Origin of the sequence: Streptomyces sp. P6-2-1 (genome assembly GCF_050613165.1) — a bacterium.
Lineage (GTDB): Bacteria > Actinomycetota > Actinomycetes > Streptomycetales > Streptomycetaceae > Streptomyces.
In genome coordinates this window covers 5,839,622-5,862,242 of sequence record NZ_CP192513.1, presented here as the reverse complement: position 1 = coordinate 5,862,242, position 22,621 = coordinate 5,839,622, and the positions used below count along the sequence as shown (strand labels likewise).

Genomic DNA, 22,621 nt, shown 5'->3' with positions numbered 1-22,621 from the left:
GGGTACGTGGCTCCTCGGCTGGTCAGGCGGGGTCGGTGGCAGAGCGGACCTCGATGGCCGCGTCGGTGAGCTGGTAGATGCGCAGGCCCGGCTTCCACAGTTCGGCGTCGGCGATCACCAGGAGCCGGTCCGCCTCGCGGCGCACCTCCTTGACGTGGACGTCGAAGCGCAGTTCGCGGTCGTCGCGCAGGATCTGGCCGCGGTACTTCCAGCCCATCTCCACGCCGGTGGCCATCGCGAAGCGCGGCGCTTCGATGCCGGCCGCGAGGTCCCCTTCCAGCACGAACAGGCGCAGCGCCTGGAGGACCGCCTCCACGCCGAGGGAGCCGGGCATCACGGGGTCGCGGTGGAAGTGGCAGGAGAAGTACCACTCGTCGGGCCGCACAGCGCGCCTGCCGTGCAGGTAGCCGTGGCCGAAGCGCCCGCCGCCCGCCACCAGGTCGATGTGGTCCACGAGGTCGAAGTGGTCCCCCGGCAGGTGCAGGTGGCCGCCGTCGGGGTCGGTGAACCAGGGTGCGTCGGGGGTGAGTTCGATCTGGCGCACGCGATCGGCCGCGGGCTGCTCCTGTTCGATCCAAGGCGCCGTCCAGCCGCCGTTGTCCAGGCCCACCTGGTTGGCGAGGGCGGCCTCGGAGAAGTACCCGAAGAGGGATTCCCCGGTGTAGAACACCTCGCCGTCGGCGGAGAGTTCGTAGGAGAAGTTCTGGAGGACGGCGCCGGAGACGGCGGAGGTCATCAGCAGCGTGGAGTGGTGGCGGATGGTCTTGCCGCGCAGGTCGATGTCGCGCACGAGGGTGGCGCGGCCGTCGAGATTGCGGATGGAGTACTCCTGGGCGGGGTCCTTGAGGGTGGCGCCGAGGTAGTAGCCGAGGAAGATCGCCGCCTGGAGCGAGGACTCCATGTAGACGCAGTTCGGCATGTGCGGGTGGGAGTTCTGGCGGTAGTACCAGGCGTCGTCCGGCGAGTCGTACTCGGTGACCATCTCCGCGCCGGGCGTGAGGTCGCCGCGGGTGCCCTTGAGGGACATGACGCGGTCGACGAACCGGAAGTCGCCGTTGGGGATGTAGGGGGCGCGGCTGTCGCGGTAGACCTCGAACTCGGGTCCCATCGCCACGTCGAGCAGGCCCTTCGCGGCGTGCGCCAGGTGCAGCTCGTTGATCATGGCGGGTTCGCCCGCGCGGTTGCGGCGCCCGAGGAAGACGGGCACCCCGCCGGTCTCCGGGCGGTAGGGGGCGCCGTCCTTCTCGCGTACCTGGAGGCCCAGGTTGCGCATCCGGATGGCCTGCTTGTCGCCGAGGTGGACGATGATGTCGGCCCGCACCGTGGGGCGCGGCAGGAGCGTGATGTCGGTGATCTCCACCTCGTAGCGGATCTCGCGGTGCTCGGGGGTGATCTGGCCGCGCACCTGCACGTCGATGCGCTCGTCGGTGACGGTCTGGAAGCGGGCGTCGGGCAGCGTCAGGTGCATCCCCAGGTAGAGCAGTTCGATCTGGAGGAGCTGCACCGCGCCCTCGGCGACGAGGGAGCCGGCGAGGACCGGGTCGTCGGGGAAGTGGCAGGCGAAGTACCAGGCGTCGGGGGTGAGGCGCTTGACGGCGGTGAGCTTGCCGAGGCCCCTCGGCCCGCCGAGCCGGTCGATGGTGACCTCGTCGACCATGCGCAGCATCGGGCCGGGCAGGCGCAGCGCCGGGTTGAGGCCCTCGTCCTGGGCGTGTTCGGGGCCGAAGACGTCTCCGGGGCGGCCCTGGGCGAGCAGTTCGAGGTCGTCGCCGCTCAGGTGCGTGACGTCGGTACGGGCCAGGGGCTTGAAGTAGCCGGGGGCGAGGGCGGCGCGTTCGGCGCGGTCGCGGTCGCTGATGACGACGCCGAGGGAGGCGTCCAGCTCCTCCTGCGTGAAGAAACCGGCGCAGGCGTCCCGCAGTTGGAGGATCAGGCGGTCGTCGGCGAAGCAGTCGTAACTGAAGAAGAACAGGGTGGTGTCGCCGTTGTGGACGAAGCGGTCGATGGAGATCTCGTAGCGCAGCGTCTGTCCGGCCAGCGGCAGCGGGCCCTTGAAGATGAGCGAGGAGTCGAGGAGCCGGTAGACCCGCTCGCCCTTGTTGCGGAAGTCGATGCCGAGGTAGCTGACGAGGAGCAGGTCGCACTGGCCGGCCTCGACGGTGACGGCGGGCGGGGCGGCCCCGTCCACGAGGTACCAGGCGTCGTGCGGGATGTCGTACTCGGTGGTGATGCGGGCCGGGCCGAGCGTGCCGGGGGTGGCCTCCAGCCGGGTGACGCGGGTGGCGAAGTGGTACGGGGGCGCGGGCAGCCGTACGCGCTTGGCGTAGGAGTCCACGGCGGCGAACTCGGGGCCGAAGACGTGCGCGACCTTCCCGGTGGCGAACTCCAGGAGCGCGGCCTCGTCCCAGATGACGCCGGGGGTGGCGGCGGGGCGGTGGAGCTGCCCGGGAGGGGTGCTCGCGGCGGTGGCGGGCGGCTCGGGGCTCGCGGAGCTGCCTGTCGGCCCGGCGGGACCGGTGGTCGCGGGCCGGTCGCCCGCGGAGGGGCCGGGCGGGAGGGGCAGGTGCGGTGCGGGGGCCGGGGTCGGCGCGGTCTCCTCGGCACTCGGGAGGGCCGGGGCGGGGGCGGGCACGGGCCCGAGCGGCCGCGCGGGCGCGGGGGCCGGGGCCGGGCCTGTCGTGGTGTCGAGGAGGGATTCGGCGCGGGTGAGGGTGGCGTCCTGGAGGATGCGCTGGGTCTCCATCACCACGGCGTGCGTGGCGAGGATCTGGTGGCGCAGTTCCCGTACGGTATCGGCCGCCGGGTGCCCGGCGGGGCGGCCCTGATCGGCCGCGGGGGCGGCCGGGGCCTCGGGAGCGGCCGGACCTGTGGGGGCCGGGGGCTGCTCGCCGGGCGGGGCCCAGGGCAGGAAGGCGATCGGGTCCCCGTCGAACTGGATGACCTCGGGGTCCGCGACAGTCGGGTCGGCGGGCATGGGGTCGGGCTCCTCGGATGCGGTGGCGGATGCGCTCTCGGGTGGGCTCTCGGGTGCGCTCTCGGACGGGCTCTCGGGTGCGGCGGCGGGCGAGGTGGCGGCGGGTACGGCGGTGTTCGGCACGGGTGCCGGGGGTCCGGCGGGGGCCGCGAGGGGCGGGGAGGCGGCCAGGGCGGTGGCGCCGCCGGACACGACCGTCGTGGCGGTAGCGGAGCCGGCGGAGACCGTGGCCGCCACCGAGTACGGGCGTCCGCCCACGAGGTCGGCGGTGGTGCCCGCCCCGTGGGATGCGGCGGTCCCCGTGGTGGCGGTCCCCGTGGCGGCGGTCGAGGCCAGGACCGTCCGGGCTCCCGCCGCCACTTGCTCCGGCACCGGGTCGCCGCCGCCCACCCGGAAGCGCGGGCGGGGGCGGGTGGTGGCGCTCGCCGGGGTCTCGTCCGGGCCGCCGAGCAGCGCCGCCAGGTCCACCGGCAGGCCGTTGCCGACGAGTGGGGCGACGAGCCGGGCCACCGCTCCCGCCGCCGAAGCGCCGCGCCGGTCCACGCACACGGCGGCGTGCGGCAGTTCGCCGAGGGTGTCCTTCACCCAGCGGGTGCAGGTGGCGCCGGGGCCGACCTCCAGGAAGTAGCGGTAGCCGCGCTCGTAGGCGGTGTGCACGAGGCGGGGGAAGTCGATGGGCGAGCGCAGGGTGTGGGCGATGCGCCGGGCCACCCTTCGCCGCTCCAGGCCGGGCAGCTCCTGGTAGTCGTAGGCCGACAGCAGCTCCAGGCCGCCGAGGGAGCCGGTCGGGTAGTCGTTGAGCCCGGCGAGCGCGTCCACGTCGGCGTCCACCACCGGGCAGTGCATGACGACGCTGACGGGCGAACGCGCCGCCTGGCAGCCCAGTTCGGCGATGAGCGCCCGGCACTGGGCCGGGTCCCCCGCGACGACCAGTTCCCCCGGAGTGTTGACGTGGGTGAGGAAGACCCGGTCGTAGGAGGCGAGGGCCTTCTCGGCGCGGTCCCTGCCGGTGAGCAGCACGTGCGAGGCCCACAGGTCCTTGTCGGGCGTCTCCTCCGGTACGTCCCACAGCTCCCGGACCGTGCGGCGGCGGCCCACGAGACGGTCCTTGAAGACGGGCGTGTCGCTGATGAGGTCGTCGCGGCGGCCCTCGGCGCTCCACCCGCCGGTGGCGAACAACATGCTGGACTCGCCCAGGCTGTAGCCGAAGCCGCCGTGCGCGGTGATCCCCAGCACCTGCCGTACGAGGTGGGTGTAGAGGATGGCGAAGGAAGTGCCGGTGGCGAGCATGAACGGCACGTCCTGTGCCAGCGTGTCCTCCAGCCGCATCAGCTCCCGCCGCCCCGGCGTGCGCAGGGTCCGCGGGTAGAGCAGCGAGGCGCGCAGCTGCCGCGCCGGTTCCTCGGCCTGCGCCTCGAAGTGCTCCAGCAGCCCGGGGAAGGCGCGGAAGAGGTCCTGGCCGAGCCCCGGGTAGGAGTTGAAGGCGCCCGGGTAGACGAGGGCGACCTTGCCGTCGGGGCCGAGGGGGCGGGCGGTGGCGTACGAACCGGCCGGGGTGGCCCACTCGCCGCCCGAGGCGAACACCCCGGGCAGGTCCCGCGCGGCCGCCTCGGCCTGCCGCAGCAGCTCCTCGCGGTCCCGTCCGGTGAGGACGACGCGCACGGGGCGCCCGGGCAGGGCGCGGGCCGCCGCGCGGGCGAGGACCAGCGGGTCGGCGCCTTCGCGCAGGGCGGTGGCGTGCGCGTCCACGGCGGCGAGCAGTTCACCGGTGGTGCCTGCGGAGAGCGCGAGCAGGACGGGGCCGCGGGCGCGGGCGAAGGCGGTGGCGTCGGTGCTGCCCGCTGTGGCGTCGCCGGAGAGCACGAGATGGGCGTGGGCGCCGTGCGCGCCGAGGATGCTGACGGCCGCGTGCCGCCGCTCCCCCGCCCGCGCCCGCAGCCACGGCCTGGACCGGTCGGGGACGTAGAGGGCGGACGGTTCGAGTGCTTCGGCGAACGCGGGCGCGGGGGCGTTCCAGCCGGTGGTGCCCGGCAGGTAGCCGTGGCGCAGGGACAGGACGGTACGCAGCAGCCCGGCCATGCCGGAGGCGCTGCCCGTCGAGCCGAACTGGGCGGCGGCCGAGCCCAGGGCGGTGGTGCGCCGCTCGTGCTCGGCCACCTCCGCCCCGCCCGTCGCCCGGTACACCTCGCCCAGGGCGGTGACTTCGGCGAGGTCGTCGGGGAGCAGGCCGTCGGCGTGCGCCTCGACGTAGCCGACCGCCTCGGCCCCGATGCCCGCCTCGGCGAGGGCGGTTCGGGCGGTGGCGGCGAGGGCGGCGGCGTCGGGGCCGGGGCGCTGTCCCTCGCGGGCGGGGGCGGCGCCGGTGGCGAGGGCGTCGAGGCGGGCGTGGACGCGGCGGCCGTGCCGGGAGCCGGAGCGGGTGAGGACGACGGCTCCGGCGCCGTCCCCCAGGCGCGGGCCGTGGGGGCCGTCGGCGAAGGCGAGTCCGGCCTCGCCGACGGCGTCCGGGCGCAGCAGGGCGTGTTCGGCGCTGCCGGTGAGGTCGACCGCGCCGACCAGGACGGCCTCAAGACCTTCGTCGAGGAGCAGCAGCCGCGCCGCCTGGAGTGCCTCGGCGGTGCCTGCGCCCTCGGCGGAGACGGTGAAGGACGGGCCGGTGAGGTTCCACAGCGAGGAGATCCGGCTGGCCATGACGTTGCCGATGTAGCTCAGGACCTCGTTGGCGACGATCGGCGGCACCACCGCGTCCCGGGCGACCTCGCTGAGCGCCGCGAGCACCTTGCCGTCGATCTCGACGCCCGCGGCCTCGCACTGGGCGCGCAGGAAGGTGCCCACGGTGTGGCGGGTGAGGCGGGCGCTCGTGTAGGGCTCCAGCTCCATCGCGACGATCACGCCGATCCGGCGGCCGGGCGGCGCGCCCGCGCCCGGCGGCACGGCGCGGCTGTACCCGGCGTCGCGGAGCGCCTCGTCGGCGACCTCCGTGGCCAGGGCGTGCTGGAGGTTGTAGGTGCGCAGGTCGGACGGGGGGATCTTCTGGTCGACCGGGTCGATGTCGACCCCGTCGACGTACCCCCCGGCGGGCGCGTCGGCACCCGCGAGCCCCGCGGCGGCGAGGGTGCCACCGGTGGTCTGCTCCAGGCCCCGCCAGCGGCGCGGCGGGAGCGGCCGGAGCGTGTCGGCACCCTCGTACACGGCCCGCTCGACGGCGTCCACGTCGCCGAACTCCCCGAAGTGCGCGCCGAGGCCGATGATGTCGAGCGCGGGCAGCGGTACGACGTCGGGGCTCTCCACCGGGGTGATGTCGGCGGCCTCGGGTGCGGAGAGGACGACGTGGGCGTTGGTGCCGCCGAAGCCGAAGGCGGACACGGCGGCGCGCAGCGGGCCGGGTTCCGTCGGCCAGGGCCTCAGTTCACGCACGAGGCGGTCGGGGCCGACCTGTCCGTCGGCGCTCGTCACGGGGTGCTCCACACCGATGGTGGCGGGGATGCGGCCCTTGTCGATGGCGAGGATGACCTTGAGCAGGCTGCTGAGCCCCGCGACGGTCAGCAGGTGGCCGATGTTGCCCTTGACGGAGCCCAGCAGCGGCACCTTGCCGTGTCCGCCGAAGAACGTGGCGACGGATTCGGCCTCGGTGGTGTCCCCGAGGGGGGTGCCGGTGGCGTGGCACTCCAGGTAGTCGACGGCCGCCGGGTCCACTCCGGCTTCCGCGTAGGCGAGTGCGTAGCAGTCGAGCTGGCCGTCGCCCTGCGGGACCAGGAGGTGGCGGCCGCTGCCGTCGTTGCTGAGGCCGATGCCGTCGATGACGGCGTGCACGCGGTCCCCGTCACGGATGGCGTCGGCGAGGCGTTTGACGGCGACCATCCCGGCGCCCTGCCCGGTGAGGATGCCGCCCGAACGGTTGTCGAAGGGCTGGCTGAAGCCGTCCTCGGGGTAGGCGTGGAGGTCGCCGAACGACAGGTGGATGAGGGTCGGGTCGGGGGCGCACACCCCACCGGCCAGGACCATGTCGGCCTGCCCCGAGGCGAGGTGCGCGCAGGCGAGTTTGAGGGCGTACAGGGCCGACGAGCAGGCCGCGTCGAGGGTGTAGCGGGGTCCGCCGAGGTCCAGGGCGGTGGCGGTGACGGCGGCCGGGGAGCCGCTGACCCGCAGGTTCTCCTCGCGCAGCAGGGCCGGGTCGACGAGCGGCCGGCCGTCGGGCAGGCCCGCGAGTGCGGGGGCGCCGGAGCGGCGCAGGCCCTCCAGGACGGCTTCCTGGGCGAGCGAGACGCTGAGCGCTGCGGAGGTGGGGGTGGGGAAGGAGTAGTTGCCGAGGACGAGGGCGGTGCGCCGCCGGGTGGCGGGGTCGTCCAGGTGGCCGCTGTCGCGCAGCGCCTCGCGCGCCGCGTACAGCGACCAGTGGTGGATGCGGTCGAGGGCGCCGAGGGTGTCCGCGTCCACGTGGTAGCCGGTGGGGTCGAAGACGAAGTCGGTGATGAAGCCGCCGCGGCGGCAGTGGAGGCGGTGGCGGGGGTCGAGGTCGGCTTCGGCGGGCTCGTCGGTGAAGACCTCCGCCCCGCCCTCGTGGCGGCAGTCGCGGCCGTCGCGCAGGTTCTCCCAGAACTGCTCGGGGGTGTGGGCGCCGGGGAAGAGGCAGGACAGGCCGACGATGGCGTACTTGCTCATGCGAGCGGGGTCCCTTCGTGGACGGTCGGCCCGCCGGGCGGGCGGGGGCGCCGTGGGCGGGCCGACCGGGTCGGGTCGTCAGGCGGTTTCGGTGGCCGGTCGGCCGGCGAACTTGGCCGTGAGCTGCGGCGCCGAGATCACGGACACCTCGTCCCAGACGGTGAGGACCGTGCCGTCGGGGGTGCAGGCGGTGACGGTGAGGCGGGCCGGGCCGCCGGTGGGGGCCGCGACGGGCTCCACCACGACGAGGAACGTGTCGCCGTCGGGCAGTGCGTGGTGCAGGGCGGCGCGGGCCACCGAGAGCGGCAGCCCGGCAGCGCCGCGGAAGCGCCGCACCCACACGAGGGCGGCCTGGAGCAGCAGGTCCGCGGCGCCGGGCGCGTAGCGCTGACCGCTGAACGCCCCGTCCCCGAAGGGCGGTTCGGGCAGGGAGCACTCCAGTACGAGGCGCGACTCCTCGTCGGCGAGGACGCGTCGCAGGCCGCGCAGGGACGGGCCGTGGAAGAGGGTGCCGTCCCGGTAGAGGCCGTCGGCCGCCGTACCGCCGCCGAGGGCCGGCAGTCCGGTCAGGGGCGCGGGCCGCGGCACGGGGGTGGTGTCCAGGACGGCGGCGTAGTGCGAGCGGGGTGCGCCCTCGACGCGCTGGGAGCGCAGGGCGGCCGTCACCGTGCCCTCGCCCTGCGGCGCGGGGGTGAGGGTCACGTCGAGGGCGGCGGGCTCGGTGCCGTCGAAGACGATGCCCTTGTGGACCGCGAAGTCCTTGACGGTGCGGACCTCCTGGCCGGTGACGCGTTCGGTGAGGCCGACCGCCAGGCCCAGGGCGAGCGCGGCGGGCAGTACGGGCGCTTCCCCGATGACGTGGTCGCCGATGACGGCCTCGCCGGTCAGCGGCGCGAGGGCGCGGCGGACGGTGACGGGTGCCGCGGGCGCGGTGTCCGGCTCGGACAGGGGGGTGGTGGGGCCGAGGACGGTGACGACGTCGTCGGCGTGCTCGGCGGCGAACTGGTCGGCGAACAGCTCGGCGCCGAGTTCCCGCGGGATGAGGGCGATGCCGCGTTCGGCGAACACGGCCTTGATCTGCGGGGACACCATGCCGCTGTCCCAGGCGCCCCAGTTGAGCGAGGTGACGCGGGCGCGGGGGTGACGGCGCTTGAACGCGGACGCCCAGGTGTTGAGGGTCTCGTTGGCCATCGCGTAGTCGGACTGGCCCCGGTTGCCGAAGAAGCCGGCGACGGAGGAGAACAGCACGACGTGGCGCAGGGTGTCCTCGTCGAGGGCGGCGGTCACCGCGCGCAGCCCGGTGAGCTTCGGCGCGAAGACCCGGTCGATCTCGCTGGCCTTCTTCTGCGCGACGAGCTGGTCCGCGAGGACGCCCGCGCCGTGCACGAGGCCGGTGACGCGGTCCCGGTAGGGGGCGAGGGCGGCGGCGACGGCCTGCGGGTCGGTGATGTCGACGGCCAGGTAGTGGGCCTCGGAGCCCGCGGCGCGCAGCCCCTCCAGGGTCTCGCGGATCTCCCGGCAGCCGGTGACGGCCCGGTAGGCGTCCTCGACGCGCTTGGGGGTGGGCTTCTCCCCGGCCGCCTTCAGGTCGGCGACGGCGGCGGCCTTCAGGGCGGCGGCGTCGTGCACGCCCTGCGCCCAGGCGGGTTCGTCCACGAGGGGGGTGCGGCCGAGCAGGAGCAGGCCGGTCCGGTGGCGCCGGGCGAGTTCGGCGACGCAGACGGCGGTGATGCCGCGCGCGCCTCCGGTGACGACCAGCAGGTCCTGCGGGCCGACGGGGTGCGCCTCGGCCCCGGCGGGGTGCGGTGCGCGCGCGCCGAGGCTCAGCGTGACGCGGCGGGTGCCGTCGTGTCCGGTCTGGACGGGGGTGGTGGCGGCGTCGCGTGTCTCGGCGAGTACCAGGTCGGCGGCGGTGTCCGCGTCGAGTTGCGGGGCCAGGTCGACGGCCCGGCAGAACACGCGGGGCGCTTCCACGGCGAGGGTCTTGACCAGTCCCGCGACCCCGCCGAGGGGGGTACGGGCCTCGTCGACGCCCGTGACGCCGAAGGCGCCGTCGAGCCGGGTGACGGTCGTGTAGGCGGTACGGCCGGTCGCGGCGCCCGCGGTCAGCGGCTCCACCAGGTGCTTGGCGGTGAGCAGGGTGTGCGCGAGGCGGCGGACCGCCTCGCCCCAGTCGGCAGGTTCCTTGGTGCACAGGTCCAGGACCAGGCTGACGCCCTCGGTGACGATCTCCCCGGTACGGGCGGCGAGTTCGGTGACGCCCCAGCCGGTCAGGGCGTGGTCGACGGCGCCGTCCACGCGCTGCGGGACGCCGGGCAGGCGCAGGACGTGCACCTTCCATCCCTGGCCCTGCAAGCGCGCGGCGAGCGCGGGGGCCAGCTCACCCCCGTCGTCCACCAGGAGGGCGGCCGACGACTCGGGGTAGGCGGCGAGGAGTTCGTCCGGGGCGGGGAGGGTGACGAGGGCGGCCTGGGCGCGGCCTATTCGGGGCGGCTCGGGGGTGGCGGGGGCCGGGGACGCGGGCGCGTCCGTGGTCGGCGCGGGGGCGGCCTGGGTGGCGGGGGCGGCCTCGGCGGGGGCGGCCTCGGCGCCGGAGATGAACGAGACGATGTCCTGCAACGTCCGCAGCTCGCCCAGCTGCTCGGGACCAGCGGCCGGAGCACCAGCAGCGAACCGCTCGTGCAACACCCCCATGATCTCCACCCGCTTGATGGAGTCGATCCCCAGATCAGCCTCCACATCCATCCCCAACTCCAGCATCTCCGCCGGATAACCCGTCTTACCCGCCACCACCTCAAGCAGAGCCCCAGCCACCTCACCAGCAGTCGGACCAGCAGGAGCGGGAGAAGGGGCAGGGGCAGGGGCAGGGGCGGTCGGTGCCGGGGCCGCCGGGGTGGAGGCCGGGCCGCCGGTCCGGTGCGGCACCGCCGTCGGTGCCGGGGCCGCCGGCGCGGGCGCCGCCGTGGTCGTCACGGCGGCGGGAACCGCCACCGGCTGCGGTACCGCCACCGGCTGCGGCGCCGTCAGCGGTGCGGCGGGGGCGGGGGCCAGCGCCGCGGGGAGGGCCGGGGCGGCGGCCGGAACGGAAGGTGCGGCGGCGGGGGTCGCACCCTTCTCCAGCGTGGCGAGGCGGCTCAGGATCTCGTGGGCGTGCAGGTGGGTGCGGCCGATGGCGAGGCTGTGCTCCTTCACGGCGGTCACCCCGGTCAGCACCTGCGGCAGTTGCCCCTGCTCGTAGGCGCGTTCCAGCAGAGCGGCGAGACGCTGGGCACTGTCCAGCTGTCCGCTCAGGTACTCGTCGTGCAGCGCCAGGTGGTCGGCGATGACGCCGGCCAGGTGGTCGTTGTCCACGGATGTGGCCTCCTGGGCGAGGGGTGCCTGCGCGGTGGTCGCGAGCGACTCGGCGGCACGGGCGGCGGGAAGGGCGGCGAGGTCGGCCGCGGGGGCGGGCGACGCCGCGGGGACGGTGGCGACGACACCGCTCCTCGCTTCCTCGTCCGGCCGTACGGCGAGGGCGGTGCCGGTGGCGGCACCGGGTGCGGTGGTGCCACCGGGAGCGGACCCGACGGTCACGCCCACCGGGGCGGGCGCCCCCGGGCCGCGGGAGGGGGCGGGGGGAGCGGAGGGGCCGCCGGTCACGGAGGGAGCGGCACCCACCGGCGCGGACGGTGCGGAGGAGGCCGCGGCGACCGGCGCGAGCGGCGTCGTGGCGGGCGGGAGCGACGGAGCGGCGGCGGGTCCTTCCTGCGGCCCCCCGGCTCCTCCTGTCACCACGTACGGCACCCGGTAGCCGTTCTCCAGCACGTCCTGGTAGGCGGCCTTGCGCTGCGGGGAGACGTAGTTGATGCCGTTGAGCAGGATCGACATGCCCTTGGCGGGCTGGCGCTCCACGGGCGGCGCGACGTAGTCGTCCGCCGTGCGCAGCGGCAGGCCGAGGACGGCGAGGCGGGCGACGGTCTGCTTCAGCGCCACGTCCGCGTCCCGGCCGGGGCCCGCGTCGGTGGCCACCGCGGTGTGCGGCCGGTCCTTCAGGACGCGGCGCACCAGCTGCGTCAGGACGCCCTTCGGGCCGAACTCCACGAAGGTGCGGTACCCCGCCGCGTACATCTCCTCGACCCGCGCCGCGAAGTCGACCGGGTTGATGAGCTGTTCGGCGAGGACGCGGGCGTTGGCGGCGGTGTCGTCCCCGTAGGAGGCGCCGCGCGTGTTGGCGTACACGGTGCGGCGGGGCGCGCCCACCCCCGCGGCGTCGATGTCGGCGCGGAAGGTCTCCACGGCGTGGCTGACGTAGGGGGTGTGGAAGGCGGCCGAGACGGGCAGCCGGGCGGCCTTGACCCCGGCGGCCTTCGCCGCGGTGACCAGCTGCTCGACGGCGGCGGTGGCGCCCCCGACGACGATCTGGTCAGGGGCGTTGCGGTTGCACACGCGCAGGTCGGTGCCGTCGGGGAGGGCGGCGAGCAGCTGGGCCACCCGCTCCTCGGGCGCGCTGACCGCGGCCATCGCCCCGGCGTCGCCCGTTCCTTCCGCGGGCGGGGCCATCGCCGCGCCGCGGGCGCGGGCGAGGGCGTAGTACGCCTCGTCGTCCAGGGCCCCGGCCGCCCACAGAGCGGTCAGCTCGCCGAAGCTGTGGCCGAGGCAGCCGGCCGGGTCGAAGCCGAGTCCCGCGAGGTAGCGGAACTGTCCGGCGGCGAGCGCCCCGATGGCGGGCTGGGCGTACCGGGTGGCGCGCAGTGCGGTCTCCTGGGCGGCGCGCGCGGCGTCGTCGAAGACGGGCGGCGGGAACGCGACGGCGGAGAGCGGGAGTTCACCGGCGAAGGGCCGGTTGGCCGCGTCGAAGGCGGCGCGCAGCGGCGGGAGCGCGAGGACGGCGGTCAGGCCCGGCTCGACGTACTGGCTGCCCTGCCCGGCGAAGAGGGCACCGACGCGGCCGATCTCCTCGGCGTCGGCGGCGGCCCGGCGGAAGTGCACGCCCTTGGGGTGGGACCAGGCGCTTTCGGCGGGCCGCTTGCGCAGCTCGCGGACGGCCAGCTCGCGCAGCGCCGCCGCGTCCTCGTCGCCGCGTGCGGCGAAGGCCACCCGCGCGTGGTGCCCGGGTGCGGGTCCGTCCTGGGGAGCGGCGCCGGACTCCAGGGCACTCAGCAGGGCCGCGGTGTCGGGGGCGTGCCACAGGTGCACGCGGGCGACGGGGAACATGACCTTGAGGTCCTCGCCCTGCCCGTACTCCTCAAGGACCACGTGGAAGTTGGTGCCGCCGAAGCCGAAGGACGACACCGCGGCGCGGCGGTGGGGGCGGCGGGGCGTCCTGATCCAGGGGCGCAGGCGGGAGTTGACGTAGAAGGGGCCGTTCTCGAAGTCGACGGCGGTGTTGGGCCTGTCGACGTTGATGGTGGGCGGCAGCACCTTGTGGTGCAGGGCCAGCGCCAGCTTGATCAGGCCCGCGGCGCCCGCCGCGGCCTTGGTGTGCCCGATCTGCGATTTGACGCTGCCGACCGCCGCGTACTGCCGCTCGTCGGTGGCGCCGTTGACGACGGCGGCCAGCGAGGACAGCTCGGTGGCGTCGCCCACGGCCGTGCCCGTGCCGTGCGCCTCGAACAGCTCCACGTCGGCGGGCGAGCAGTCGGCGTCGCGGTAGGCCCGTTCCAGGGCGAGGACCTGCCCCTCCTTGCGAGGCGCGTAGATGGACTTGAAGCGGCCGTCCGAGGAGGCGCCGATGCCGCGCAGCACCGCGTAGACGCGGTTGCCGTCCCGTTCGGCGTCGGAGAGGCGGCGCAGCGCCAGCATGCCGATGCCCTCGCCGATGAGGGTGCCGTCGGCGTCGTCGTCGAAGGGGCGGATACGGCCCGTCTTGGAGAGCGCCGGGGTCTTGCTGAAGCACAGGTACATGAAGATGGTGTTCTCGGCGTCGCAGCCGCCCACCAGCATCGTGTCGGCGCGCCGCTCCAGGAGTTCGCTGACGGCCGACTTGACCGCACCGAGCGAGCTGGCGCAGGCCGCGTCGACGGTCATGTTGATGCCGCCGAGGTCCATCCGGTTGGCGATCCGGCCTGCGACGACGTTGCCGAGCATCCCGGGGAAGCTGTTCTCCTCCCACGGCGCGTACGCCATGCGGAACTTGGCGGCGATCTCCTCGGCGTCGCGTTCGGTGAGGCCGCAGCTGCGCACCACCTCCTTGAGCACGGGGGTCTGGAGGCGCGCGGTGAGGGGCTGGGTCAGCTGGTTGGCGCCGGTGATGCCGAGGACGACGCCGGTGCGCGAGGCGTCGTACCAGGGCTGTTCGGCTCCGGCGTCCTTGAGCAGGTCGCGGGCGACGACGAGGCTCAGCAGTTGCAGGACGTCGGTGACCTCCAGGGTGTTGGGCGGCAGCCCGAACTCCAGGGGGTTGAAGGGGGTGTCGGGGATGAACCCGCCTCTCTTGGCGTACGTCTTGTCCGGCACCGTGGGGTCGGGGTCGTAGAACTCCTCGGTGTCCCAGTGCGTGCGGGGCACGTCGGTGAGGCAGTCGGCCGCCGCGGCGACATTGCCCCAGAACTCGCGGAGGTCACGGGACTGGGGGTAGAGGGCGGACAGGCCGACGATCGCGATGGGGTCGCGGGCGAGGCGGCGGTCGAGGTCGGCATCCTGAGCGTTCACAGCGAGGCTCTTCCAGGAGTCGGGACAGGAAGACATGGCCCAGCCTCAACGGGTGGAGGAAGGGCATGGAGGTGCTGGAGGCGGGCCCGTGGGACGGGTGGTCCCGGTGACCGCGGGTCGTGCGGGCGGCGCGGGGCGGGTCGTGCGGGGTGACACGTCAAGGGGGGCGCGAGGGACGGCGAGGCCGCCGGGTCGCGCGGGCTCCGTCGGCCTCGGGTCCGGCCGGCCCGGTGGGGGGATGTCACGGGACGGCGGGAAGGCGGGGACGGAGCGGTCGGGGCGGTCGGGGCAGGCGGGAGGGGCCGGGGACCGGCGGGGGGTCCGCGCCGATCCGGGTGGGTTCCGGCAGCAGTGGTCCGGGTTCCCGGTTCCGGGTCCGGTGGCCCGGTGGTCCGGGTCGGTGGTCCAGGTTCACGGTTCCGGGGTCAGGGGTCCGGGTTCAGGGGTCCGGGTTCAGAGGTCCGGGGTCAGGGGTCCGGGTTCAGGGGTCGATGAGGAGCGAGGCCACGGTGGTCGCCGCGTCGGCGCGCGACAGCATCGTGTAGTGGTCGCCGGGACACTGCCGTACGTCGAGGCCGTACGGGGCGAGGGACTCCCAGCCCATCGCGCCGCCGTCGGGGAGGAGTCCCCGCGCCGCTCGTACGAGCACCACGGGCACCGGCGAGGGCGTCGGCCGGTGAGGCAGCGTCAGGCGGTTGTTGCGCAGCAGCCCGTCGACGTAGGTGTCGTAGAGCTTGCGCAGGCCGGGGAGCGGGGTGGAGGGCAGCAGCACCTCGGCGGCGATCGCCGCCTCCAGCAGCACCTTCAGCCCGTCCTCCGTCCCCAGGCCCGCAAGACGCTCCTCCTCGACCGGCAGCGGCCTGCCGCGTTTCGCCCCGAGGTACATGGCGAACCAGCCGAGCAGGAGCGCGGGCTCCAGCGCGTCGTCCTCCTGCTTGAAGGCGTCGACGGGGGCGATGCTGTCCAGGAGCACCAGCCGGGACGGCAGGCGCCCCGGGCCCGCGAGGGCCGTCATGGCGTGCGCGACCACCCCGCCGAAGGACCAGCCGGCGAGCAGGTAGCGGCCGTCACCGCAGCCGACACGCACCGCCGTCATCAGGGAGGCGGCGAGCGCGTCGAGAGTGGTGTCGGCGTGACCCCCGGTCAGGGCCGCCTGCCAGTACTCGGCGACGCCCGCCAGGTCGAGCACGGTGAGCCCGGTCCCTTCGGGGAGGGCGTCGGCCAGGGCGTGGTGCACGGAGGCGTCCAGCGCCCCCGGATGCACCAGGTACACCGTGTGCCGGCCATCGGCCGCCGCCTTGAGGCGGTGGACGACGGGCTGTTCAGGCTTTCCCGGCCGCCGCATGGTTGTCACTCTCCTCGGCGAGGTGGGCGGCCAGGTCCTTGACGGTCGGGTGGTACCAGAGAGTGGTGGTGCTCAGCTCGAAGCCCAGCCAGCTCTCGATCTCCCCGGCGAGGATCAGCGCCTCGGTGGAGTCCAGGTCCATCTCGTCGAAGTACATCTCGGGCGAGACCCCGGCAGGCTCGGTGCCGAGGCGATGCGCGATCTTCTCGATCAGCCACTGCTGCGCCTCAGGCTGGCTCACTGCGGGCATGATGATTCCTTCCGGTAAACGGGGCTGGTTCCGGAACTGACGATCCGGCATCACGTACGCGTCGTCGCGTCAACGTGCCGGAGAACCGCGAAATGGCACAGGACGGCCAGGCGAATAAGGCTCTCCACCTGCCGGGAAATAATCGGCCGGCCGAGTAGGGGGACCCCTACCCGGTGGCAACACGAGGATATTACAACCGAATCCAGTGACCACCAGCGGGCGCCACGTTAAGTTTAAGTGTCCAAAGGATCTACGCGGCACGAAGCATTTTTCGGCCACCGCGTGTCCGGTTCTCGCGAGAGAGCAGACCCGCGCGCACGGCGAGACCGCCCGCCTCCCAGAGGCGAACACCCCGCCTTTCTCTTGTTCGAAAGTTCATGTTTACAACGGAGGGCGGCAGGCGCGATTACGGAATCCGGGATTCCGGGAAACCACGCGCAGCGGAGGAGGGGAAGGGCAGCGGGATGCGCGGTCCACGGGGCCACGAGGGACCATGAGGGGTCACGCCGGGGGCCGGAGCCGGTGATCGGAGCCGGGGACTAGCGCCGGTGACCAGAGCCGGTGACCGGAGCCGATGAGCAGCGGAAACGACGGGATCGCACCGAGGCCGGGCCTCCGGGTGCACACCACCCGCCCGCGCATCCGTCCGCCGTCACGGGTCGAACGGGAAACCGTCGGCACGGAATCCAGACGGAAAAGGGCATGGGTTTATCACGGAAACAGCCCGCCGTCACCGGGGCATCAAGAAACAGCGCACCAACGACGAGGGAACCCGAATGAGCAGGCATATGCCAATTCACTCGGCGGAAACAATCCGCCCCCCGGAAAAAGGTCTCACCGCAAAAGACCCAAGAAACCGGAGCGCAGATTTCAGGGCGCGAACGCCTCTGGATTTGCTCGCGCGAAAAGCACCCCCCGATCGGCACCCGCCGGTAATCACGACTGAAAGATCACTCGCCTGATAAACACGGCAGAGTTTCACCGCGAACGCAAATCCCACCGCGCCGAAGCGCCGGGCGGTGAGAGGACATCCGGCACGGGAGGAACACGTCGCCCGGAACGCCCGCCTACGGGGTCGTCGCCCGTGAGGCGAGGCACCCTCTCGCGCGGCGCCATCGCCTCGCGGAGCGGGGCGTCATCGCCCCGGCACCCCTGCGCGCGGCGTCGCCACCCGGCGAGGTGCGGCGCCCTCTCCCGCGGCGCCCTCTCCCCGTGAGGCCGGGCACCTTCCCGGACGGCGGCCGGTACGGCAGGCCCCATCGACCGGGCCGCCGCGGAGGCGGGCCGTGGCCCGCTCCCCGCCGGAGCGGCCGACACGACCGGCCGCGCGGACCCGCCCCGGAACAACACCCGTGTCCGGCCGTAGAGTTCACTCCGGCCGTACAGTTCGCTCCGCTCGCGCGCCGCGCACCACAGGTGTCACGCGGCCGGGCGGCCGATAACCCGCCGTACCTCTCCACACGCCCCACCCCCGGCCCCCGCCCTCACCCAAGTCGAGACTTCCCCAGCCCCGTTGGACATGCCACAGTGGACCAACCACAGTGGACCATCGCCGCTCGCCAGATTGCACCGTCCACTGAGGAGTGTCAAGGGAGACCCGGAATGCACAACCTCAACTCCACCGCCGCCACCATCCTCGGCCTGCTGCACGGCGGTGAGGCGAGCGGCTACGAGCTGCTGGCCGTCGCCGAGAAGACGGTCGGCGCCTTCTGGACGCTGACGCGCAGCCAGGTGTACCGCGAGCTGACCGCCCTGGCGCATCGCGGGCTCATCACCGGCGGCGACGCGGGTCCCCGTACGCGCGTCCGCTACCACCTCTCGGACGCGGGGCGCGAGGCGTTCGCCGAGTGGATAGTGCAGCCGCCGGGCACGGAACAGATCCGTTACCCGCTGCTCCTCTCCATCGTCTTCGGCGGCCATCTCGACAAGCGGACGCTGATGCGCTTCGTCGAGGGCCACCGCACCATCCACCAGAAGCGCCGCGACGACTACCGCGCCCGCCTCGCCCTCCCCGACGGCGACGCCCATCTGCGCGCCACCCTCGCCTTCGGCCAGCGCTACGAGGAGGCGGTGCTGGCCTGGATGGACGACCTGCCGGAGCTGCTCGACACCGCGGGGCCGACGGCCGCCGAGGCGCCCGCCCCGGCCCTGGAAGGGCAAGGAGGAGGCGCCTGACCCGCGCGCCGTCCGCTCACTGCGACGGCGCGTGCGCGCGCCGCCCGGCGGCTCCTCGCACTGTCGGCCCGTACCGCCCCGGCAACGGACGGCCCGCACCACGACTCCCCCGCACCCGCGACTCCCCCGCACCCGCGACTCCCCCGCGACCGGGGCACACCGCAGGCCCGCGGACGCGGCGGCCCACGTCGCGGAGCGGTCCCCGGCGGCGCACGGCCACCGGTGAGGGACGCCGGGACGTACGAACGGGCCGCTTCCCGGCCGGGTGGCCCGGGACACCACACCGTCACGTGCCCGGCTTCCTGCCGGGACCCGGGCGACGGGTCGGCCGCGCGGTGCCGTGCGCACTCGCCGGGCCCCAGCGGCGCCCCGGACGAAGGAGCTTGTGACGCACGGCTCGTGGCACCTGTACGGGGCGCCGCTGGAGTCCGGGTCTGGTGCGGGCCGTCCCACCGCCCGCCGCGACGGCGCCCACACTGCCGCACGGCGGACCGTGGCACGGCGGGCCGCCGCGCCCGGTCGCCACGACGCACCGCCGCGGGATCTCGTGGGCCCTCGGCCCCGGGGCACGGCAGGTACTGCGCGAGTTCGGGGACCCGTGGACACCGTCACCCGCTTCACCGACGACACCGGGCGAAGCGTCGCACGGCGTCCTCGGGCCGCGCACCCGCCCCCGGACCGCGCACGCCGCCCGCGCGGCCCGCTTCCCGGATGGACACGGCGGCCTCCCGGCCCGCGCCCTCACGGGCCGGGCTCCTACCCGCACGCCACGGCCTCGTGGGCCGGAAGGCCGTGCCGTGCGTCGCGCGCCCGGTGCCGCGCGAGGGCAGGGAGACGCTGGTCCGGGCGCTCCCGCGCATCCGGCGCGCGGTGGCGGATGCCGTCGCGGCGCTCTCCCCCGGCCCCGATGGTGCGGCCCCGGGTACCCGCACCCCGTGGAACTTAGAATAGGCTTCCCTAAGTTGAACCGTCTTCGGAGGGGGAGCGGTGGGAACAGGGGCTGTGGCGGGGCGGGACGTCCTGAGGAGCACCGTCAGAGGGCAGGGGCGGCGGGTCTCCGTCGCCGCTGTGCTCGGCTGCGTCCATCAGCTCGGCGAGGCGATGACGCCCGTGCTCATCGGGGTCGTCATCGACCAGGCGGTGGCGGGGCGGGACGGCGGGCGGCTCGTGCTGTGGCTCGTGGTGCTCGCGGTCGTGTACGTGTGCCTGTCGTGGAGCTTCCGGCTCGGCGCGCTCGCCGGGGAGCGCAGCGCCGAGGAGGCGGGGCACGTCCTGCGGCTCGCCGTCGTGCGGCGGGTGCTCGACGCGCGCGGGGGCGCCGAGAGCGACCGGCTCTCGGGGGAGCTGGCGAACGTGGCGACCGAGGACGCGAAGCGCGTCGGCGCGGTCACGATGGCGCTCATGAATGGCATCTGGGCCCTCGCGGGGATCACCGTGAGCGCCGTCGCGCTGCTCCTCATCTCCGTACCGCTCGGGCTCGTCGTGCTGCTCGGCACCCCTGTGCTGCTGTGGGTGGGTCACCTGCTGAGCAAGCCTCTTGAGCGGCGCAGCGAGGCCGAGCAGGACCAGGCGGCGGCCGCCGCGGGCGTGGCCGCCGACCTGGTCGGGGGGCTGCGAGTGCTGCGCGGGCTCGGGGCGCAGGGGGCGGCCGTGGAGCGCTACCGCCGGACCAGCAGGGTCTCGCTCGTCGCGACGCTGCGGGCCGCGCGCGCCGAGTCGTGGCAGTCGGGGCTCGTCCTCGCGCTCACCGGGTGCTTCCTCGCGCTGATCGCCTGGGTGGGCGGGCGCCTCGCGCTCGACGGCTCGCTCACGCTCGGGCAGCTGGTCTCCGCGGTGGGGCTCGCGCTGTTCCTCGTGGGGCCCCTGGAGACCTTCGCGTGGGTGAACGCCGAGCTGGCGCAGGGGCGGGCCTCGGCGGCCAGGATCGCCAAGGTGCTCGGTGCCGGGCCCGCGGTCGCCGGTGGCGAGGAGCCGGTACCGGCCGGTGGCAGGGGGGAGTTGCGGCTGCGCGGGGTGCGGCTGCGCGGGCTCGACGGAGTGGAACTCCTTGTGCCCGCCGGGTCGTTGACCGGGATCGCCGTGAGCGATCCGCGCGACGCCGAAGCCCTGCTCGATTGCCTGGGCAGAGAGGCCGATCCCGAGGCGGGCACGGTCGAGCTGGACGGGGTGCCGCTGAGCCGTATCGACCCGGCGGAGCTGCGCGGGGCGGTGCTGGTCGCGCGGCACGACGCGGCGCTGTTCGAGGGCTCACTCGCCGCGAACGTCGCCGCGGCGGGCGGTGACCTGGACGACGCGACGACCGCGGCCGCGCTGGCGGCGGCCGATGCCGACGAGGTGGCAGGGGCGCTCCCGTACGGCACCCGGACCGACGTCGGCGAGGGCGGGCGTGCCCTGTCCGGGGGGCAGCGGCAACGCGTCCTGCTCGCGCGGGCCTTGCGCGCTCAGCCGCCCGTACTCGTCGTGCACGACCCGACGACCGCCGTGGACGCGGCGACGGAGGCGCGCATCGCGCGCGGGCTCGCCGGATTCCGGCGGGGCCGCACGACGGTCGTCGTGACGAACAGCCCGGCGCTGCTCGCCGTGACGGAACGCGTCGTGTTCCTGGACGGCGGCCGCGTCGGGGCCGAGGGGACGCACGAGGAGCTGGCGCGGACCCATGAGACGTATCGCGGGACGGTGTGGGCATGACGACGACCGAGGAGAGCACCGGCAGGGACCTCCTGCCGACCGCCACGCCCGCGCGCACCCGCGCCGCCGTGCGCGAACTCCTGCGCCCGCACCGGGTCCTCGCGTGCGGGGGTTTCGCCGTGCTCGTCCTGGCGACGGCGGTGGGGCTCCTGACGCAGCCGCTCCTGGGGCGGATCGTCGATGTCGTGACGCAGGGCCGCTCCCCCGGCGCGCTGACCTGGCCCGTGCTCGCGCTCGCCGGGATCGCGCTCGTGCAGGGCGCTTCGACGGCGTGGGGCATGGCGCTCGTGTCGCGGCTCGGCGAGACGGCGCTCGCGCGACTGCGCGAGCTGTTCGTGGAGCGGGCGCTCTCGCTGCCGCTGGACCGCGTGGAGCGGGCGGGTTCGGGCGACCTCAGCGCGCGCGTGACGCGTGACGTGTCGCGGGTGGCCGAGGCGGTGCGCACGGCGCTGCCCGAACTGGCCAGGTCGGGGCTCTCGATCGTGCTGACCCTCGGCGCGCTCGCGCTCCTGGACTGGCGGTTCCTCGTGGCCGCGCTCGTCGCCGTGCCCGTGCAGGCGTGGACGGCGCGCTGGTACGTGCGCCACGCCGTGCCCCTGTACGCGCGTGAGCGGATCGTGACGGGGGCCCAGCAGCAGCAGTTGCTCGACACGATCGGCGGGGCGCGCACGGTGCGCGCGTACGGGCTCCAGGCGGAGCACGACCGGCGGGTGACCGCGCGTTCGCGCGCCGCCGTCGACCTGACGATGCGCGGGGTGCGGCTCGTGCTGCGCTTCTACGGCAGGCTGCACGTCGCCGAGTACCTGGGGCTCGCCGCCGTGCTCCTCACCGGCTTCCTCCTGGTGCGCGACCACGCGGTGTCGGTCGGTACGGCGACGGCGGCGGCGCTCTACTTCCACAGCCTCTTCACGCCCGTCAACACGGCGCTCGTGCTCCTCGACGACGCGCAGTCGGCGACGGCCGGGCTCGCGCGCCTCGTCGGCGTGGTCGACGTACGGGCGGAGGAGGACGCCACGGACGCCGCGCCGCCCGTGGCGGGCCCGCCGGGCGTGCTGCTCTCGGGGGTCTCGCACGCGTACGTGCCGGGGCAGCCGGTGCTGCACGGCGTGGACCTGGAGGTGCGGCCGGGGGAGCGCGTCGCGCTCGTCGGCACGAGCGGCGCGGGCAAGACGACGCTCGCCAAGCTCGTCGCCGGACTGCACCGCGCGGAGTCGGGGCGTGTGCGCGTCGGCGGCGCCGAGCCCGGTGCCTCGGGGGGCCTGGTGGGGCTCGTGACCCAGGAGGTGCACGTCTTCGCGGGGACGCTCGCCGACGACCTGCGCCTGGCCGGGCCCGGTGCCGACGAGGCGGAGGTGCGCGCGGCGCTCGCCGCCGTGGGGGCGCTGGAGTGGGTGGAGCGGCTGCCGGACGGCCTGGACACGGTCGTGGGCGAGGGCGGGCACCGGCTCACGACCGACCGCGCCCAGCACCTCGCGCTCGCCCGGCTGCTGCTGGCCGACCCGCCGCTCGTCGTACTCGACGAGGCGACGGCGGAGGCGGGGAGTTCGGGCGCGCGGCTCCTGGACGAGGCGGCCGAGCGGGCCCTCGCGGGCCGTACCGCGCTCGTCGTGGCGCACCGGCTCGGCCAGGCGGCCGCGGCCGACCGGGTCGTGGTCATGGACGCCGGGCGGATCGTGGAGCAGGGCACGCACGCGGAACTGCTCGCCGCCGGGGGGCGGTACGCGGACCTGTGGCGGGCCTGGTCGGGGAGCCGCTCCCCCGGCGAAGAAAACCGCTCCCCCGGCGAAGGCAGCACCGCGACGGAGGACGGTGCCCCCGCGGCGCAGGGCCGCTCCGCGCCCGTCCCCTCCCCCTCCCCCGGCCGTCCCGAGGTTTCCGAAGCCCCCCACTGATCGCC

The 22,621-nt window shown here is 74.9% G+C and carries 7 protein-coding genes; 3 read left to right on the top strand and 4 right to left on the bottom strand.

Annotated elements, in window-relative coordinates:
* Window positions 1–22: 22 nt before the first annotated feature.
* The 4 genes from ACQYWQ_RS24775 to ACQYWQ_RS24760 all read right to left on the bottom strand — a co-directional run bounded on the left by ACQYWQ_RS24775 (window position 23) and on the right by ACQYWQ_RS24760 (window position 15,861).
* Window positions 23–7,636, bottom strand: coding sequence for a beta-ketoacyl synthase N-terminal-like domain-containing protein (locus tag ACQYWQ_RS24775; RefSeq protein WP_431037579.1), 7,614 nt, complete (start codon window positions 7,634–7,636; stop codon window positions 23–25).
* Window positions 7,637–7,714: 78 nt separating this feature from the next.
* The gene (locus ACQYWQ_RS24770) at window positions 7,715–14,266 is read right to left on the bottom strand and encodes an SDR family NAD(P)-dependent oxidoreductase (protein ID WP_431037578.1); all 6,552 of its coding nucleotides are present in this window, start codon (window positions 14,264–14,266) and stop codon (window positions 7,715–7,717) included.
* A gap of 481 nt (window positions 14,267–14,747) precedes the next feature.
* Window positions 14,748–15,611 (bottom strand): thioesterase domain-containing protein, encoded by an 864-nt coding sequence (locus tag ACQYWQ_RS24765; protein ID WP_431037577.1) that lies wholly within the window; start codon window positions 15,609–15,611, stop codon window positions 14,748–14,750.
* On the bottom strand, window positions 15,589–15,861 hold the full coding sequence (locus ACQYWQ_RS24760) for an acyl carrier protein (RefSeq protein ID WP_431037576.1): 273 nt from the start codon (window positions 15,859–15,861) through the stop codon (window positions 15,589–15,591). The genes ACQYWQ_RS24765 and ACQYWQ_RS24760 overlap by 23 nt, the downstream gene beginning before the upstream one ends.
* A 1,602-nt stretch (window positions 15,862–17,463) precedes the next feature.
* Here ACQYWQ_RS24760 and ACQYWQ_RS24755 point away from each other — a divergent pair.
* From ACQYWQ_RS24755 to ACQYWQ_RS24745, 3 genes are all read left to right on the top strand, one after another.
* Complete coding sequence (locus tag ACQYWQ_RS24755; RefSeq protein ID WP_431037575.1) at window positions 17,464–18,036, top strand: PadR family transcriptional regulator; 573 nt, start codon at window positions 17,464–17,466, stop codon at window positions 18,034–18,036.
* A 1,002-nt stretch (window positions 18,037–19,038) separates the two neighbouring features.
* Complete coding sequence (locus tag ACQYWQ_RS24750; RefSeq protein ID WP_431039334.1) at window positions 19,039–20,724, top strand: ABC transporter ATP-binding protein; 1,686 nt, start codon at window positions 19,039–19,041, stop codon at window positions 20,722–20,724.
* A complete protein-coding gene (locus tag ACQYWQ_RS24745) occupies window positions 20,721–22,616 on the top strand; it encodes an ABC transporter ATP-binding protein (protein WP_431037574.1) in 1,896 nt (631 codons plus the stop codon). The genes ACQYWQ_RS24750 and ACQYWQ_RS24745 overlap by 4 nt, the downstream gene beginning before the upstream one ends.
* Window positions 22,617–22,621 lie beyond the last annotated feature (5 nt).